Source organism: Pedobacter sp. P26 (assembly GCF_050632135.1).
In the GTDB taxonomy this organism is placed as follows: Bacteria; Bacteroidota; Bacteroidia; order Sphingobacteriales; family Sphingobacteriaceae; genus Pedobacter.
On record NZ_CP192574.1, the window covers coordinates 5591859 to 5608808 of the forward strand.

Below are 16950 nucleotides of genomic sequence, written 5' to 3' on the forward strand. Positions count from 1 at the left end.
CTATTAGTCATTGGTTTATCAGTTATGACTTATAGCACCAGCTTATCGTTCTATATTAAGGCTCAACGGGATATTTTTTGAAGGTTCAAAATTCATAGGTTGCTGAGCGTACAAAACATTTTACTTTAAGACTATAATGTTTGATTAACCCAATGAACGAATGAACAATGGATAAGTCAAGGCCGAGCATTTGCCATTAATTAATTATAAATAGAAATTAAGCTATTAATGGTGTTAACTGATGGTAAGGGCATCAAACCATATTTAAATGAACTTATTAAACCGATTGCCCAAAAGTGAGTAAATTACTATCCGGATCGAGCATAGCAAATTCCTTTTGTCCCCATGGTTTTGTTTGCAAATGCCCATTCGGATGAATGCTTTGTTTAGTATCCTGCATCCATTTGTATAAACCCTCTATATCATCTGTACGGATATAAACTTGTCCGTAGTTTTCTTTCGGATCGAGTGTTTCGAATAAAAAAAGTGAATCTGAACATGATCTTTTTGCACCATAAGGTAATCCTTAAAATTATCTACCCCAATGTCTTTAAAGCCTAATTTATTCACATAAAAATCTCTGGTGATTTCTTTATCACGCATTGGAAGTTTCGGATTGATTTCTGTTAGCATATTTTTTTATTTCAAAAATGAGGAATTTTCTAAACAGCAGCACTTGATCGAAATCATGAAATTCAATAGTTAGCTCTAACCCTACTTAGGGTTTCGGGCGCTATTTTAAGATATGAAGCGATCATTTTAACTGGAAAAACCTGGACAATGAGCGGCTTTGCATTTTTAATATAATTATATTTTTGGACAGGGCTTAATGCATTGTCGAAAAGGTAAGTCCGGTGATTAGCCTGATCAAAAATTCTTCCCAGGTTTAAGAAAGACTGCGACCTTGCAATTAGCTCATGCAGGTTAATTAAACTCAATTCAATTACCTTTGCATCCTCAAATGCTTTAATCATAGTGCTTGATGGCATTTGCTTAATCAAACTCGGGTGATTAAACATCCATTCTTCGGGCAGGTGCAGATCGATGATTGTTTCAGTTTCATAGTCAGACTGAAATTGAACAAAAGATCCAGATAGGATGAAATAGACAGATTGGCAAATCTCACCTTGACGCAATAGCATATCATTTTTCTCAAATGATTTTCGCACTATCTTTTCTTCAAAAAGAAGCAGATCTTGAAATGAAAATGATCCGACACTGAATAAAATTTCCTGAGCTGACATCATATAAAATTCAATTATTTCGGCTGGTGAGGTATCAAAAACAACTTATTGATTAGCGGTTTTTCTAGTGATTAAATAGGCAACAATCAAATTTGGAATCCAGCATAACCAGGCAACAACCAGGTAGGCTTTTGAAAAATCACCATAAGCCATGGTCAAAATTGGTAACCAAATCCTTAATGTTACCGCAGCAAAACAAGCCGCATAACTATAAACCATCATTTTTTGATGTTTTTCAATTTCTCCGTGTTTAATGTATAAATAAGCTTTTAATGTGGTGTAAAACCAAACGATGCCTAAACAAATAAATCCTGTAGAAGAAACCCATCCACCTGTTGCAAAAAGCCTATATAAATACCTGCTAATGCGCTAAGCAGCACGGAAACCACATAAACCTTACCCAGTTTTCGGTGTAATGCCATTCGCCTGTTTCTCATTTTCGGACTAAACTGTGTCCAACCTATTAATAAAGCGATTCCCCCCAAAATGATATGCGTATAAAAACCAAGGTTCCAGAAAGTATTACTCAACAACTCAACCGACTTTGATTTTAACAATCCAAATTTTCTATCGATCAAAAAGTAAATCATTGGATAAAGTCCAATCAGCAATGCGAAGCTTGCAAATAAAATCCATAATCCTTTTTTTACCATATTAAGTTCTATTGCTTTATACTAAGCTAGATAATTTTCAAGAACTAAATCAATTCCTTTTGCAGCATAAATTCTTTGGCATTGGCAAAACTAAGGAACAGCTCATCAGCGATTTTCAGTTTTTGATGTGCACGCACATTATTTTGTATGGCGTAACAGGTAATACCGGCAGCTAAGGCCGATTTAACACCATTCAAGGTGTCTTCAAAAACGATGCATTCTTCTTTCGCTATCCCCAACCGCTCCACGCAGAGGTTATAACTTTCTGGATCGGGTTTTGATTTGCTTACATCGGTCCGGGTGATAAACAAGCTGAAATATTTGGCCAAACCATTGCGTTCAAAAACAGCTTCAACATCAATTTTAGGACTGGCTGTAACTACCGCAAGTGTAAGTCCCTTTTCGTAAGCAAACTGCACAAATTCTAAGGCATAAGGCATCAACTCAATATCGGTCGTTCTAAAACCATCAAAAGTTATCTTTTCTCTTCTGTCAATGAAGCTGGCTAAATCTTCATCAATTTTATAGCGGTCTATAATGGTTTTTGCATTTTTAGGCAAGGGATTCCAGCGTAATTTGTTAACCAATCCTTAAAATCCAGCGTAACTTCGTATTCACACAAAAACTTATTCCAACAATCGAAATGAAACTTCTCCGAATCAATTAATGTACCGTCTAAATCGAAAAGCAATGCTTTTATTTTACTCATTATAAATTTTTAACTGAAATTAGCTTATGGGATTATCTCAAAAAGGAAAAACTGCTGCACCTGCGATTTTCCAAAATTATTATCTACACAAAATATCAAAGAATGGTGTCCGTTTGCAAGTTTTGGACCGAAAGTTACCCCTTCAAAATTATCAATGTGCCTGCTTAAAGTATCAAAATCGAAAAGTAGTTTTTTGCTAAGCGGTTTAGGCGGATTTTTAAGGAACGATGCATTATCAATCTCATTTTTTGCGCCATTCAGATCAACCAGGTACAGTTTTAAAAAGTATGGTCATCGTGCCCCTTTGCCCAGGCCCTTTCCATAACCAAAAGTGTGTGATTGTTAATGGCTAGTATTTCCGAAATTCCATTCACATTCCAGTCATTGTCTACTGTGGGTTTAACAGGTAAAGCACCAAGATTATAGGCGTATTGTGCCACATTCTTTTTAGTCACCACATCGAACTTTAAAATCCGCGTTAAAGCCTTATCATAACCGAAAGAAGACTGTGGGCCATCCTGATATAAAGGCTCCTCTAAACTGGCATATAATGTTTTATATTGATCGGCATAGGTTAACCCTTCAAACAATGCATTTTTCCGTGGACCGCTCTCCGTTTTGGTAAAATAAAAACCTTTTGGCAGCGGAATGGTATCTAAAAATTTTCCGGTGGTAGAAATAAAAGTTAAACCGGGTTGAACAATGGTTGTATCGCCGTTTTTAAACAACCTTTCCCCTTCGCCGCTCCAGATCAATTGTTTGGTAACCGGATTATAACGAACGGACTCCCCATCTGGTTTTACACTTTTATCCGTACCATATTTGGGATATTGTTTTCCGTTTTCCTGTAATAGATAGGTAACTCCTGTAATCCGGATGGTATCGATTTTATTTTCCTTGAGATTAATCTGTGCAGTGTAAATCCTTGCCGGGCTAAATTGCGAGGGATCATCACTGATCAGGTAATACTGGTTTTGTGCTGCATCGTAATCAATTCCCGATAAACCACCTACTACAGAATTTTGGAAATTTAAGTTTAAAGGCATCACGTATTCATGCAGAAATTTAACCGACGAAATACTGGTTTCTACTTGCTTAACTGCAGCATATTTGGTTACCGAACAGGAGGAGAATACAACAGCAAAAAGCGCATAAACAAAGAAGAACTGGCGTATGGGTTTCAAATCGAAATGTTTAAGTTGCAAAAATATGTTTTTTTGATGCAACAATTTATAGTTTTTGCCACGGAGGCTGATGAGCACAGAATAATCTATTTTATGGTGTTAGATGTTACCATCTGACACACATCAATATAACGACAGAAACCTTACAATTAAGCATTTTTTCAAAATAAAAAAGTCGGATGATAACATTCGACTTCACGCTAAAACCAAATAATTATACTTAAAACAACTTACCAATTACTCGGTAAGTAATATTCGTTCCATCTACAATTTCTTCGTAATACACATCATCAGGCGAAACAAAATATTTTTCATTTTTAATGGTCACCTCTCTGCATCCTTCTGGCAACTGGTTAATAATATCACCGATATTATGCGTATCAACCGGACCATCAGTTGTATTTAAAACGCCATCTTTTCCAGCCACTACATATACCGTTTTACCATCGGCATTCTCTTTTTGAGTATAGTAAACACCTTTATATTCGTAATAGTCTACCCCATTAATGGTTACCTGATTGGCATCTGATGGTAAATTCGGAACTTCAGCACCTACAGGTGGCGTCACCACTTCGTATTGATCATTATTTTGTTGATAAAACAATCCACCAGAATAATAAAACTGCGTTGGACCATACCAGAATGGATAATAGCCATAAGGCAACACGCCAATCCTGAAACCTAAAAACGGCCTGTAGAAATTGTAATAACTGTAATATGGCCTGTAATAAGGTCTTCCGTAACCAAATCTGTAACCATAACCCGGCCTGCCATATCCCGGATGATAACCTGGTCGGTTATAACCATAACCTGGTCTACCAGAACGAATGCCCGAAGAAAAGCTACCTCTGCCCGGCGCTCGCATAGATGGCTGACGTGAAATAGAGCCACCACCTCTTGATGAGCCAATTGAGCCCGATCTGCCTCCGCCGAAAGAACCACCGCCGCCCCTACTTGGCCGCTGTGCAGAAACACTTTCGATACTCAAGGTTGCTATCATCGCTGCTGCAGCGAAAACAACCAATCCTTTATTTAATAACCTATTCATTTTTTTGTGTTTAATTCGATTATCAATATGACGGTTAAAATTCTTAAAAGATTATCCCTTAACAAGATTTAACTAAATTTTGATAAAGTGATGACGAATAAAGGGTTAACCTGTATAAAAATACGCAATAGAAAAGACACAATGCCTCATCCATTACTTATTTTCGATTACCTATCACTAAGGCTTGCACAACACACTTCTGCCCCCGGTCTTCCGACTTTCGGACTAATCCATTATCCATCACACCTCTTCCATTATACATCTTTAACAAACCTTTTACGAGCTATTTTTTCTTATCAATCGTTAATCAGCTATATTTAAATTTTATTCCTAAAAACCAGCTTGAATGAACCTTACCAGAATTTTCAGTCTTTTATTTTGTCTGTTTATTTCTAATGAATTAATGGCTCAACAAACCGATTCGGCTTACGTGAGAGAAAATTACACCAAAATAGAGCGCCTGATTCCCATGCGCGATGGAGTTAAGTTATTCACTTCCATTTATATACCCAAAAATCAATCCAAAAAATATCCGTTTTTAATCAATCGTACGCCTTATACTGTTGCCCCTTACGGCGAAGATAAATATAAGCTTAGCCTCGGCAATTTCCCAGCCATGATGCGCGAAGGATTTGTTTTTGTTTACCAGGATGTGCGTGGCCGCTGGATGAGCGAAGGCACCTTTGCCGATATCCGCCCTCAAGTGGTGGGAAAAAAGGGTAAAACGGCTATTGATGAGAGTACAGACACTTATGATACCATTGATTGGTTAATAAAAAATGTAAGGGGCAATAACGGAAAAGCCGGGATTTATGGTATTTCGTACCCGGGGTTTTACTCTACCACTTCATTGCCAAATGCGCACCCCGCTTTAAAAGCCGTATCGCCACAGGCACCGGTTACCGATTGGTATTTAGGTGATGATTTTCACCACCGCGGCACTTTATTTTTAATGGATGCATTCAGTTTTATGGGCAGTTTTGGCGTTCCCCGTCCTAAACCCATTACACCAGATCAAGGCCCCAAAGGTTTTCAGTTCCCTATCCAGGACAATTACCGTTTCTACTTAGAAGCCGGCTCAGTTAAAAATTTGAAAGACCGTTATTTTGCAGACAGCATTAAATTCTGGAACGATTTATTTAAACATCCAAATTTAGATACCTTCTGGAAATCGCGTTTAATTACCCCACATTTAACCAATGTAAAACCTGCGGTAATGGTAGTAGGTGGTTTTTTCGATGCTGAAGATGCTTATGGAACCTTTGCCACTTACAAAGCCATCGAGAAACAAAATCCTGGTGCTAATAATATCCTGGTAGCTGGTCCATGGTTTCATGGTGGCTGGGTACGCAGCGATGGCTCTTACCTTGGCGACATCAACTTTGGCAAAACCACCAGTATCGATTATCAGCAACAGTACGAACTGCCTTTCTTTAAACATTATTTAAAAGGCGAAGGCGATTTTAAACCTTCAGAAGCCAATATATTTGTAACTGGCAGTAATGAATGGAAAAAATTCAATACCTGAGCCACCACAAGACGTTGAAACCAAAAACCTGTATTTACAGCCAAACGGAAAATTAACTTTCGAAAAAGTTGGCAGAACCGATAGCTGGGACGAATATGTAAGTGATCCCAACAATCCCGTTCCTTATCAGGATGGTATCCAGGCCAAACGTACCCGCGAATATATGATCGACGATCAGCGCTTTGCCGCCCGTCGCCCGGATGTTAAAACTTATCAGACTGATGCCTTAACAGAAGATATCACCCTAACCGGACCAGTGCTGGCCAATCTTGTGGTTTCTACCACCGGAACAGATGCGGATTATGTGGTAAAACTGATCGATGTTTATCCCGAAGATGCACCAAACCCGGTACCGAATCCAAAAAACTTAATCATGGGTGGTTACGAGATGCTGGTACGTGGAGAGATCATGCGTGGCAAATACCGCAACAGTTTCGAAAAACCTGAAGCTTTTGTTCCTGGCGCCGTTACCAAAGTAAATTATCCCTTGCCAGATGTTGCGCATACCTTCAAAAAGGACATAAGATCATGATCCAGATTCAAAATTCATGGTTCCCTTTAGCTGATCGCAATCCGCAGAAATTTATGGATATTTACCAGGCAGAGCCACAGGATTTCCAAAAAGCAACACACAAAATTTATCACGATGTGCACAACACCTCGTTCATTACCGTTTCGGTGTTGAAATAAATCCATCTGCCCCGGTTCGTGTCGCCACGAACCGAAAGCGTCGGTCAACCAATAAACAAATGAAAAAATTATTTATCCTTTTCGCGCTTGTTTTCAGCATTCCAGCTTCACAGGCACAGATCCTTGGCAAAAATCAGGTGAACTCCCGGGCCGATAGCCTACGTGGAACCCTCACTCCATTACGTACCTGTTACGATATTAACTATTACCATTTAGACGTAAAAATCGATATCGATCAGAAATCAATCGCCGGAAGCAACGAATTTGCCTTTACCGCTACGCAAGATTTTAATAAATTACAGTTCGATCTTTTTGACAACCTCAAAGTAGAAAAAGTAGTATATAAGGGTACTGATTTACCTTTCACAAGGGATTATAATGCTGTTTTTGTAACCTTCCCCAAAGCAGTTAAAAAAGGAAGTAAAGATAAATTCACGGTTTTTTATTCGGGTAACCCTACGGTGGCCAAAACCCCACCCTGGGATGGTGGTTTTATCTTCAAAAAAGATGCTGCAGGTAATCCTTTTGTTTCTGTAGCCTGCCAGGGGCTGGGCGCAAGTGTTTGGTGGCCAAATAAAGATCACCAAAGTGATGAGGTAGACAGCATGTTGATCAGCATCAGCATACCTAAAACTCTGCAGGAAATATCAAACGGAAGATTGAGAAATACCGTCGATAAACCTGATGGTTATAAACAATACAACTGGTTTGTGAGCAACCCCATCAATAACTATGATGTAACTTTTTACATCGGCAAATATGCCCATTGGCAAGATAGTTACGATGGAGAAAATGGTAAACTCAGCATCGATTACTGGGCTTTACAAACCGACAGTGCCAAGGCCCGCCCGCATTGGGATTCCGATGTTAAACCCATGCTAAAATGTTTCGAATATTGGTTCGGTCCTTACCCATGGTACCAAGACGGTTACAAACTTGTTCAGGCACCACATTTAGGTATGGAACATCAAAGCGCCGTTGCTTATGGCAATCAATTTAAACCAGGTTATCTGGGTAAAGATTTAAGTGGCACCGGCCATGGCTTGAAATGGGATTTCATCACCATACACGAGAGCGGCCATGAATGGTTCGGGAATAGCATCACCTCAAAAGATATCGCCGATATGTGGATACACGAAGCTTTTACCAATTACTCGGAAGTATTGTTTACCGAATGTACCGAAAATAAAGCAGCTGCTGATGAATATGTAATCGGACTACAAAAAATTATCCGTAACGACATTCCTATCATCGGTCCTTATGGTGTTAATAAGGAAGGTTCAGGCGATATGTACCCAAAAGGAGCAAATATGATTAGCATTATCCGTCAGCTCGTTAATAACGACGAGAAATTCAGACAGATTCTCCGCGGATTAAACAAAACTTTTTATCATCAGACCGTAACTTCTGCCCAGATCGAAAATTACATCTCTAATCAGAGCGGTTTAAAATTGGGCAAGATTTTCGACCAGTATTTACGTTATACCAAAATACCGGTTCTGGAATATAAAATTGATAATGGCAACCTGTCGTACCGCTGGATAACCGATGTTAAAGATTTCGACATGCCTGTACGTGTAACTTTAAAAACCGGTGCTTACACTTTAATTAAACCGACAAACGATTGGAAAACCGTAAAGGTTGATGCCAGTATAAACACAGATAATTTTAAACAGGATCCGTTATTTTATGTTAACCTCAAAAAGGGTAATCTCCGCCCAGATTTACAAAGTTTCTCTGGGCCTATAGCTCGGCCGACTTCGTAAGTCAGCCAGCAACGATAATTTTCAACTTGTGCAACTTTTCTTAAAAACAACCGTCTTATAAGAAAAGCTCATTATTCATCTAAAAAAATAAAATCTATAACCATGAAAAAAGTATTTGCAATATTATTGGCATCATTAACACTTACCGCTGGCATTAACGCAATTGCAAAAGACGGCACCCTTATCCACGCTGCAAACAAAAAGAATGACGAACGTAATGTTAAAAATTTTAACGGTGTTGCTTCAGCAGGGCCAATCAACGTAATTGTAACCTTAGGTAATACCGAAAGTTGCCGTTTAGAAGGCGATGCAGAGGCAATTGCCTCAATCGTTACTGAAGTAAAAGGCAATGTTTTAATCATCCGCCCACAAACCAGCATCACCAGCTGGTCTAGAAAATACGAAGGCAAAAAAATTACAGCTTACGTAACAGCAAAAGAACTGGCCAGCTTAACCGTAAGTGGTGATGGTAACTTAACCGTTAACGGAAAGATCAGCACCGGTAGCCTGACCACCACCGTAAGCGGTTCTGGTAACATTAAAGCAGCAGCCGATGTAGATGATTATAGTGGTGTAATTAGCGGTTCAGGAGCCATAAACATCACTGGCGGTGCCGATCGCGCCAAAGTGGTCATCAGCAGTTCAGGTACATTTTCCGGTAAATCTTTTTCAACAAAAACATTAACCAGTACCATCAGCGGATCAGGAACTGTAAATATTGCAGTTAGCGAAAGCATCAGGGCTGTAATCAGCGGATCAGGAAGCGTTAATTATTCTGGCAATCCAACTATCGATAAAACTGTTATCGGTTCAGGTGGTGTAAGAAAAATGTAAAATCAGATTCATCATCATACAAGGAACGCCCCGGAGAATTCGGGGCGTTTTTTTGTGCACTTCATTCCTTCGCTATGGTTCGTGTCTTCAAAAACCATAAATTCTTTGTGTATAATCTATATATACAGAAAATGACCGTTAACAGCATTTGGCGGTCTTCAGCCCTGCTTTTCATTTCAAGTCCTCCAACGGCTGTGGGCTTTCCATTCCAATCAGGTTTAGGAACGGAGGTCTGTGCGTTGCAAACCCTAAAAATGAATTACTGCTCTGCCCACCTGGTCTTGGTTGAAGCGGTACCCTGCAACGACAGAGGCACGAGGATTGAAGCGTAAAAGCGTAAAACGGGAAGAAACTTATTGTTGTGCACAAACCCTGCGCTCCAAAAAAATATTTTCTTTGGCACACAAAAAACATATTGATCTGTTTTTGCTTCGAAACAATTATCTTCGTTTACCTATACCTTCTCCATGAAAAAATAGTAATAGCTGTTTTATTGATCAGTATGATCAACTTCGCCTATGCGCAGGAACAAACGCTCGATAAAAAATACCGACCGGTAGTTATCGGCTTTATCAACGCCGTTAAAAGTGGAAATGTAGAAAAGCTGAGCAGCAAAATTAAATATCCTTTAAACAGGACCTACCCTATTCCGCCTATTAAAAATAAACAGGAATTTATAAAGCGGTATAAAGAGGTTTTTGATGATAATTTAATCAAAAAGATTATTACTTCGAAGATTGAAACCGATTGGAATGACGTTGGCTGGCGCGGCATTATGTTGTTAAACGGCGAATTATGGCTTGATACGGATGGAAAATTAATTGCCGTTAATCACCAATCGAGGTTAGAAGCCAAAGAACAAGCCAGGTTAATTAATATTGATAAAAGCAGCCTTCACCCCTCAATTAGCAATTTTGCACAACCGGTTCTCGTTTTCGAAACGGCTCAGTACCGGATCAGGATTGATGACCTTGGTAATAACAATTACCGCTATGCCTCATGGCCAATAAAAAGTAAAATGAGCGATAAGCCCAAATTAATTCTAACTAATGGCAAATTTACACCTGATGGCAGCGGCGGAAATCATAATTACCAGTTTAAAAGTGGCGACAATTTATATACCTGTTTCATCATCGTAATGGGCGAAAAAAGTGCTCCTCCTGCACAATTGGTGATTAGTAAAGCTGGAAAAGAAATATTATCACAACCTGCGAAAAAAATCGCTCCTTAATTGCAATAGATGCTTACCGAAACACTAAAAAAACTTTTTAACCGGGATCTTACCAAGCTGAAATCCGAAATCGAATCTTACCAAAACGAGGCAAATCTTTGGCGAATAGATCGCGATATTGCAAATTCGGCCGGAAACCTGTGCCTGCACCTTATCGGTAACTTGAATACTTACATTGGTGCAACCTTAGGTGGCACCAACTATATCCGTAACCGCAAACTGGAATTTTCTTTAAAGGATATCCCGAAACAAGAGTTGATCAAAATGATTGAAGCAACCATTACCGTTGTTAGCGAAAGTTTGAATCAGGTAAGTAGCGAGCAGATGGATGGCGAGTATCCAATACTGGTATTTGAAGAAAAAACTTCTACTGAATTTTTCCTCGTTCACCTCACCACCCATTTAACTTATCACCTGGGGCAGATTAATTACCACAGAAGGCTGCTGGATGCTTAATTCAATCCGTCATTGCAAACAGAAGCGTAAGCATTAAGCAATCTTCTTTAATAAATTACATTAATGAAAATGCCCTTCACGATACAACATACCTTCGCCTTACAGGCAACCAAAATCTTAAAAAATGATGAATCTGTTATTGGTTTAGCCGTAGGTGGTTCCTGTCTTAGCAATGAAATCGACGAATTTTCAAACCTCGACCTGATCCTCATTACCAAAGAAAGAGTGTCAGCAGACCAATTAAAAATGCTCCAATATGCCAATCGCCTTGGCGAAATGATTTCTGCATTTACAGGCGAGCACGTTGGTGAACCCCGGGTATTAATCTGTCTTTTCGATAATCCACTTTTACATGTCGATATCAAATTTTTAACCCTAGATGAATTTGCTTCAAGAGTAGAAGATCCTGCATTATTGATTGATCGTGATCATCAATTACAACATATTCTTGATCAAACCGAAGCTCAATTCCCTCATCCGGATAACCAATGGATCGAAGATCGTTTCTGGACCTGGATGCATTATGCACTGTTAAAAATCGGCAGAGGCGAATACATGGAAGCGATGGATTTCTTTAGCTTTTTAAGGATGGTAGTATTTGGTCCATTACTCCATATTAAAAACAACAACCTACCACGAGGTGTGCGTAAAGTAGAATCGCAACTCCCTGCCGAAGATTTTAACTTACCTAAAGGTACCATTGCCGAATACAATAATGCCTCCTTAATTACTGCTTTAGAAAATGCAATTGAGGTTTATAAAAAACTAAGACTTGAACTGTTCGATAAAGACATTAAGTATAACCAGAAAGCAGAAAATGCTGTAATGAAGTATTTAGCCAAAATAAAAGACAACCACTAAGAATGATAAATTAGATCATATAATATTCTCCGTGCTTTCTGTATTTCCGTGGCAATTTTTAACCAACAAGTCAAAAAACAACAATCTGCGTTTATCTTTTTAATGTGCGGAAAAACTGTAATGCACAACTTCCACTGGCCACACATAAAAACAAAAAAGGAGGCTTAGCCTCCTTCAACATCTTTTAAAACTGAACCCCGATTAACCACATATTTTCGATGTAGTTAATTTTTTGGCTTGCCTTATCGTATTCATCCCAGCCCGTGGTGTGTACGTTGGTTAAATTGGTTGCCCCAAATTTGGTGGTATTCTGCAGGTAAACATTTTTCCAGACATAAAACTTAAGACCGATTTTAGCCGAAACGCCATAGCCAGAAATATTCCAGTGGTTGTTTCTGCCCAGGCCAAACAAACGTACATCAGAACGTGGCACCATAATTCCACCGCCTAAACCCGTTTCTAAAGTTAATGAAGTATTTCCACCTGGTGCTACCCAGATATCATCATAACGTTCGACCTCGATATTGGCATAGTTAAAACCATCAGTATGCTCATAAGTAAGCATGCTTTCTTTAACATTTACAAGCTGCCCATTATAATCGCCTGCCAGTGCACCAGTAGCCACATTTTCAGGCGTAATATTAGCTCCGATATGTCCGGTAATGGCAACAGTTTGTGGAATATCCATTACATATTTCATGTGGTCCCAGCCAATGGAAATACTATAATTATCTTTAATAAAATACCCTACACGGATATTATACTGTGGTACAGTGATTAATCCCGGGTTTAAATAGTCCCAGCTTAATTTTGATTGACGATCATGTGCAACTACATCTTTCATTGTAAAATCGTAGTTCGGTCCCTGAAACCTGATATCGCTTTTACCATACCAGGAACTGTTATATCCCCAGTGAAAAAAGAAATTGCCTTTACGCGAAAAATTTCTTTTATGCTCCGGATTAAACAAGCTTTTCGAAGTTGGCGTATGATCTGTGGTTGAGCTTTGAACCTCTTGTGCCTGCATCCGCTTGCCAAACAAGAGTGCTAAAAATAGAATGGTAATTTTTTTCACGCGGCAAATTGAGCAAAAAGACCAATCATTTACAACAGGTTTAACATTTCGCCAGAGTTGTTGGACAAAAAATGACTTTAAAACATTAAAACCTCGTGTAAATGGCCAACTGGATAATATTGTTAATCGTATTATTGCTTAGTCCATGAGAAGCCTGGTTCATATAACCAGCTTCAATATCAAACTTTTTCGAAAAACGGTATCCCAAAGCAAGATAGGCCCTGTTCTGATCAAACAGACTATTATTAAGTTCACTTTTGTTCTGAAGATTAAAAAAAATCTCATTCTGCAAAGCCACAAAAGCGCCATTGGTAAAAGCAGGCTGCGTTTTTTGTAGCGGTTGGATGAACCTGAAGAAATAACGGAACCTCTGCGAAAAAAGGTTATCGTTATTTAACCTTTCGATAAAACGCTGTTCCAACCTAAACCTGTGACTGGCAAATACCGAGCTAATTTTATGGTTGTAGATATACTGTTCAAAAATGCGGTGCTCATTTAAAGAATTATTATTCGAACCGATTAACCTTGGCTGTGTGGTTTGCCACAAATAGCCCAACGCAACATTGCTTTTATCATTAATAAAATATTGCAGCGCAGGCCTTACCAAAGTATTGCGCACATAACCCCAATCATCGGCAGAACGGATCTGAAGATCGAACTGTAATCCCCATTTATCATTAAATTTAGTATTGTTTAAAAACATAAACCAACCCGAATTCTGGTATTGGGTTTGCGCATGTAACTTTCCTGATGCCATGATGAGAAGCATCGCGGCAGATAATAATATTTTTTTCATAAAAAGATAAACCGGTTTTATCTGTGTGGCGCTAAATTAATAGAAAATGAACAAAGCAAATAATTTAACTTTAAATTAATCCTCAAGAAAGAGGCTACACGCTTATCTTTAAAGTTTAATTCAATTGAAAATCTTATGCGTTTTCTTTTAGGAATTTTGTTACTCGTGATTTCGACCGGAGCAAAAGCTCAGAACTTTACGGGTACCTGGGATTTTAAGTATCGTCCTTATCCTACGGCTTTACCAATTAATATGCAAATGAAGATTGGCAAAGCAACTGAAAAGATGCTTTATCCGGCCAACTTAAAAATTACAAATGGTGATTTTATATTTAGTTATGAGCTCTTGCTTGTTCAAAAAAATAGTACCCAGCTGGGCATTGGTCGAAATAAGTACCCGATTATTGAAACTCCTTTCAAAATTAAACAGTGGATGCCATACCTAAATGGCGTACTTACGCTTGGCAAATCCAAAACCGGACAAGCACAATTAAGTTTGGAGCGGATGTGGATCGATAATTTTGGACTTTTTATGCGGGGTTTAGATGAAGGCGATGAAATTTACGAAAGCTCAAAAGTAAATATGAGGGATCTTTTATATCGAGAAAAGATTACCTTAACAAAAACAAATTCAGTGCCCTGGACAGATCCTCATATTCCAAGGATAGTGGCTCCCACCGGAAAGAATAATATTTATTATGGAATTTACGATCCAATCACCACAAAAGATAGCATTGTTACCCTGGCCATACAGGATGAAGAGCTTATAGATGCAGACACCATAACACTGATTCAAAATGGCAGGATAATTTTAAACAAACATGCCATTGATGAGAAAAAATTTAGCTATGAACTTCATTTAGATACAGGAATGAATACGCTTGCACTTTTTGCAGATAATTATGGTCGCAAGCCACCAAATACTGGGAATTTAATTGTTAAAACTAGCGAAAACATGTATAGTTTTGATTTTTCAAACCGCTCAAACGCGTTTGCAACTTTTCTGGTGGCTAAATTTTACAGCGAATATTCAAAACCCCTGTTAGCAGATAATCAACGCTTAAGCAGTAAACCTGTAGATATGCAAAAGAAAAAAATTTCTACGGAAAAACCCATAGACAGAAGCACCGATGTTATTGCAAATATGCAAGCTGAAAACAAGCAAATAGAACTTGAAATTTGGGACGGCCAGGTAGAAGATGGAGATAGTGTATCTTTAAAACTTAATGACGAATGGGTTCATCAAAAAATTGCAGTTAAAAAAACATCCAAACGGTTTTATCTAACCTTGCAACCAGGCAAAAATACTTTACTGTTTCGGGCAGATAATTTAGGTAGTGTCCCACCAAATACAGCAGTGCTTTGTATTTACTATGGCGATAAAACACGGATAGTTTACCTGGACACCGATATGAAAAGAGATAATATGCTAAATATAGAATTTAGATCTAAAACGAATTAAACAATTGTAAAAGCTTATTATTTAAAATTCATTTAGTCTTAAACAATTAAAAATTTATCTTCGTTAAAGATTTGACCATTTTAAGAATCAGAAATTCTTAAAAAAAGTCGTAATTTTTAAACATTACAAAACGTAAAATCAAAAGAATAAGATGATTATCGAACCTAGAATGAGGGGCTTTATCTGTTTAACCGCACACCCTGATGGTTGCGCACAAAACGTAAGGAATCAAATTGAATATGTAAAATCAAAAGGAGCTATTGATGGTCCTAAAAAAGTATTGGTAATTGGCGCTTCAACCGGTTTCGGTTTAGCTTCACGTATTGCTGCCGCTTATGGATCTGGCGCTTCTACCATTGGCGTATTTTTTGAAAAAGCACCTTCTGAAGGCAAAACGGCTTCACCAGGCTGGTACAATAGTGCAGCTTTTGAAAAAGAAGCCCATGCCGCTGGTTTATATGCAAAAAGCATCAACGGCGATGCCTTCTCAAAAGAAATCAAAGAAAAAACCATCGAACTGATCAAAGCTGATCTTGGTCAGGTTGATTTAGTGATCTATAGCCTGGCTTCTCCGGTAAGGAAACATCCTGAGACAGAAGTATTGCACCGTTCTACTTTAAAACCTATCGGCGGTACTTATACTAACAAAACTGTTGATTTCCATACCGGTAACGTTTCTGAAATCTCCATCGAACCAGCGACCGAAGAAGATATTGCCAATACCGTTGCCGTAATGGGCGGCGAAGACTGGTTGATGTGGATTGATGCCCTTAAGGCTGAAAATTTACTGGCGGAAGGTGCAACCACGGTAGCGTATTCTTATATCGGACCAGCTTTAACCGAACCGGTTTACCGCAAAGGCACCATTGGAAGAGCTAAAGATGATTTAGAAGCAACCGCTTTCACAATCAGCGATAAATTAAAAGATATTGGTGGCAAAGCTTATGTATCGGTGAATAAAGCATTGGTTACCCAGGCCAGCTCGGCTATTCCGGTAATTCCTTTATATATTTCATTGTTGTACAAAGTAATGAAAGCGGAAGGTGTTCATGAAGGTACTATTGAGCAGATCCAACGTTTATATGCAGATCGCTTATATACTGGTAGTCCGGTTCCTACTGATGAAAAAGGAAGAATCAGGATTGACGATTGGGAAATGCGTGAAGATATCCAGGCTAAAGTTGCCGAACTCTGGAAAGAAGCCACTACAGAAACTTTACCAGCGATAGGTGATTTGCCAGGTTACAGATCTGACTTCTTAAGCTTATTCGGTTTCGAAATTGATAAAGTAGACTATCAAAAAGATGCACAGGAAGTAGTAGAAATTGAAGGTTTAGTAAATTAGATAACTAATTCATAAGAGATGCGTCATTCCCAACCTGATTGGGAATCTTAATGCAAGAAGCTTCAAGAT

17 protein-coding genes and 2 pseudogenes are annotated in these 16950 nt (G+C 38.6%); 8 read left to right on the forward strand and 11 right to left on the reverse strand.

What is annotated here, in order from left to right:
* Positions 1–277: 277 nt before the first annotated feature.
* From ACQ86H_RS25920 to ACQ86H_RS25960, 9 genes and pseudogenes are all read right to left on the reverse strand, one after another.
* Positions 278–400: a hypothetical protein gene (locus tag ACQ86H_RS25920; RefSeq protein ID WP_431292959.1), complete on the reverse strand. Its 123-nt coding sequence runs from the start codon at positions 398–400 to the stop codon at positions 278–280.
* 17 nt (positions 401–417) lie between these two features.
* Positions 418–633: a hypothetical protein gene (locus ACQ86H_RS25925; RefSeq protein WP_431292960.1), complete on the reverse strand. Its 216-nt coding sequence runs from the start codon at positions 631–633 to the stop codon at positions 418–420.
* A 62-nt stretch (positions 634–695) separates the two neighbouring features.
* Positions 696–1169 (reverse strand): Crp/Fnr family transcriptional regulator, encoded by a 474-nt coding sequence (locus ACQ86H_RS25930; RefSeq protein ID WP_431292961.1) that lies wholly within the window; start codon positions 1167–1169, stop codon positions 696–698.
* Between the two features lie 120 nt (positions 1170–1289).
* A pseudogene (locus tag ACQ86H_RS25935) lies at positions 1290–1897 on the reverse strand (DUF2306 domain-containing protein).
* Between the two features lie 44 nt (positions 1898–1941).
* Positions 1942–2484 carry an HAD family hydrolase gene (locus tag ACQ86H_RS25940; RefSeq protein WP_431292962.1) on the reverse strand — a complete coding sequence of 181 codons (543 nt, stop codon included), beginning with the start codon at positions 2482–2484 and terminating at the stop codon, positions 1942–1944.
* The gene (locus tag ACQ86H_RS25945; protein ID WP_431292963.1) at positions 2430–2606 is read right to left on the reverse strand and encodes an HAD family hydrolase; all 177 of its coding nucleotides are present in this window, start codon (positions 2604–2606) and stop codon (positions 2430–2432) included. Before ACQ86H_RS25945 ends, ACQ86H_RS25940 begins: the two co-directional genes overlap by 55 nt.
* Positions 2607–2630: 24 nt before the next feature.
* On the reverse strand, positions 2631–2882 hold the full coding sequence (locus ACQ86H_RS25950; RefSeq protein ID WP_431295479.1) for an esterase-like activity of phytase family protein: 252 nt from the start codon (positions 2880–2882) through the stop codon (positions 2631–2633).
* 2 nt (positions 2883–2884) lie between these two features.
* Positions 2885–3790, reverse strand: coding sequence for an esterase-like activity of phytase family protein (locus ACQ86H_RS25955; RefSeq protein ID WP_431292964.1), 906 nt, complete (start codon positions 3788–3790; stop codon positions 2885–2887).
* Between the two features lie 220 nt (positions 3791–4010).
* The gene (locus ACQ86H_RS25960) at positions 4011–4838 is read right to left on the reverse strand and encodes a DUF6515 family protein (protein WP_431292965.1); all 828 of its coding nucleotides are present in this window, start codon (positions 4836–4838) and stop codon (positions 4011–4013) included.
* 403 nt (positions 4839–5241) lie between these two features.
* Here ACQ86H_RS25960 and ACQ86H_RS25965 point away from each other — a divergent pair.
* From ACQ86H_RS25965 to ACQ86H_RS25990, 6 genes and pseudogenes are all read left to right on the forward strand, one after another.
* Positions 5242–7056: pseudogene (locus tag ACQ86H_RS25965) on the forward strand (CocE/NonD family hydrolase).
* Positions 7057–7115: 59 nt separating this feature from the next.
* Positions 7116–8822: a M1 family metallopeptidase gene (locus tag ACQ86H_RS25970; protein ID WP_431292966.1), complete on the forward strand. Its 1707-nt coding sequence runs from the start codon at positions 7116–7118 to the stop codon at positions 8820–8822.
* A gap of 102 nt (positions 8823–8924) precedes the next feature.
* Positions 8925–9656, forward strand: a complete 732-nt coding sequence (locus ACQ86H_RS25975) for a head GIN domain-containing protein (RefSeq protein WP_431292967.1) — start codon at positions 8925–8927, stop codon at positions 9654–9656.
* A gap of 502 nt (positions 9657–10158) precedes the next feature.
* Positions 10159–10887: a hypothetical protein gene (locus tag ACQ86H_RS25980; protein WP_431292968.1), complete on the forward strand. Its 729-nt coding sequence runs from the start codon at positions 10159–10161 to the stop codon at positions 10885–10887.
* Positions 10888–10896: 9 nt separating this feature from the next.
* Complete coding sequence (locus ACQ86H_RS25985) at positions 10897–11343, forward strand: DUF1572 family protein (RefSeq protein ID WP_431292969.1); 447 nt, start codon at positions 10897–10899, stop codon at positions 11341–11343.
* A 63-nt stretch (positions 11344–11406) separates the two neighbouring features.
* Positions 11407–12204: a hypothetical protein gene (locus ACQ86H_RS25990; protein WP_431292970.1), complete on the forward strand. Its 798-nt coding sequence runs from the start codon at positions 11407–11409 to the stop codon at positions 12202–12204.
* A gap of 184 nt (positions 12205–12388) precedes the next feature.
* Here ACQ86H_RS25990 and ACQ86H_RS25995 read toward each other — a convergent pair whose 3' ends face one another.
* On the reverse strand, positions 12389–13279 hold the full coding sequence (locus tag ACQ86H_RS25995; RefSeq protein WP_246862692.1) for a hypothetical protein: 891 nt from the start codon (positions 13277–13279) through the stop codon (positions 12389–12391).
* Positions 13280–13364: 85 nt separating this feature from the next.
* Complete coding sequence (locus ACQ86H_RS26000; RefSeq protein WP_138819746.1) at positions 13365–14075, reverse strand: DUF2490 domain-containing protein; 711 nt, start codon at positions 14073–14075, stop codon at positions 13365–13367.
* 135 nt (positions 14076–14210) lie between these two features.
* Here ACQ86H_RS26000 and ACQ86H_RS26005 point away from each other — a divergent pair, with 135 nt between their 5' ends.
* On the forward strand, positions 14211–15536 hold the full coding sequence (locus tag ACQ86H_RS26005; protein WP_431292971.1) for a hypothetical protein: 1326 nt from the start codon (positions 14211–14213) through the stop codon (positions 15534–15536).
* 151 nt (positions 15537–15687) lie between these two features.
* Positions 15688–16881, forward strand: a complete 1194-nt coding sequence (gene fabV, locus ACQ86H_RS26010) for an enoyl-ACP reductase FabV (RefSeq protein WP_431292972.1) — start codon at positions 15688–15690, stop codon at positions 16879–16881.
* Positions 16882–16950 lie beyond the last annotated feature (69 nt).

What these genes read in the sequence shown, in the direction of transcription:
- ACQ86H_RS25920 (WP_431292959.1), bottom strand. Translation starts at nt 400, where the DNA reads ATGCAGGATACTAAACAAAGCATTCATCCGAATGGGCATTTGCAAACA.
- ACQ86H_RS25925 (WP_431292960.1), bottom strand. Translation starts at nt 633, where the DNA reads ATGCTAACAGAAATCAATCCGAAACTTCCAATGCGTGATAAAGAAATC.
- ACQ86H_RS25945 (WP_431292963.1), bottom strand. Translation starts at nt 2,606, where the DNA reads ATGAGTAAAATAAAAGCATTGCTTTTCGATTTAGACGGTACATTAATT.
- ACQ86H_RS25960 (WP_431292965.1), bottom strand. Translation starts at nt 4,838, where the DNA reads ATGAATAGGTTATTAAATAAAGGATTGGTTGTTTTCGCTGCAGCAGCG.
- ACQ86H_RS25970 (WP_431292966.1), top strand. Translation starts at nt 7,116, where the DNA reads ATGAAAAAATTATTTATCCTTTTCGCGCTTGTTTTCAGCATTCCAGCT.
- ACQ86H_RS25975 (WP_431292967.1), top strand. Translation starts at nt 8,925, where the DNA reads ATGAAAAAAGTATTTGCAATATTATTGGCATCATTAACACTTACCGCT.
- ACQ86H_RS25980 (WP_431292968.1), top strand. Translation starts at nt 10,159, where the DNA reads ATGATCAACTTCGCCTATGCGCAGGAACAAACGCTCGATAAAAAATAC.
- ACQ86H_RS25985 (WP_431292969.1), top strand. Translation starts at nt 10,897, where the DNA reads ATGCTTACCGAAACACTAAAAAAACTTTTTAACCGGGATCTTACCAAG.
- ACQ86H_RS25990 (WP_431292970.1), top strand. Translation starts at nt 11,407, where the DNA reads ATGAAAATGCCCTTCACGATACAACATACCTTCGCCTTACAGGCAACC.
- ACQ86H_RS26000 (WP_138819746.1), bottom strand. Translation starts at nt 14,075, where the DNA reads ATGAAAAAAATATTATTATCTGCCGCGATGCTTCTCATCATGGCATCA.
- ACQ86H_RS26005 (WP_431292971.1), top strand. Translation starts at nt 14,211, where the DNA reads ATGCGTTTTCTTTTAGGAATTTTGTTACTCGTGATTTCGACCGGAGCA.
- fabV (WP_431292972.1), top strand. Translation starts at nt 15,688, where the DNA reads ATGATTATCGAACCTAGAATGAGGGGCTTTATCTGTTTAACCGCACAC.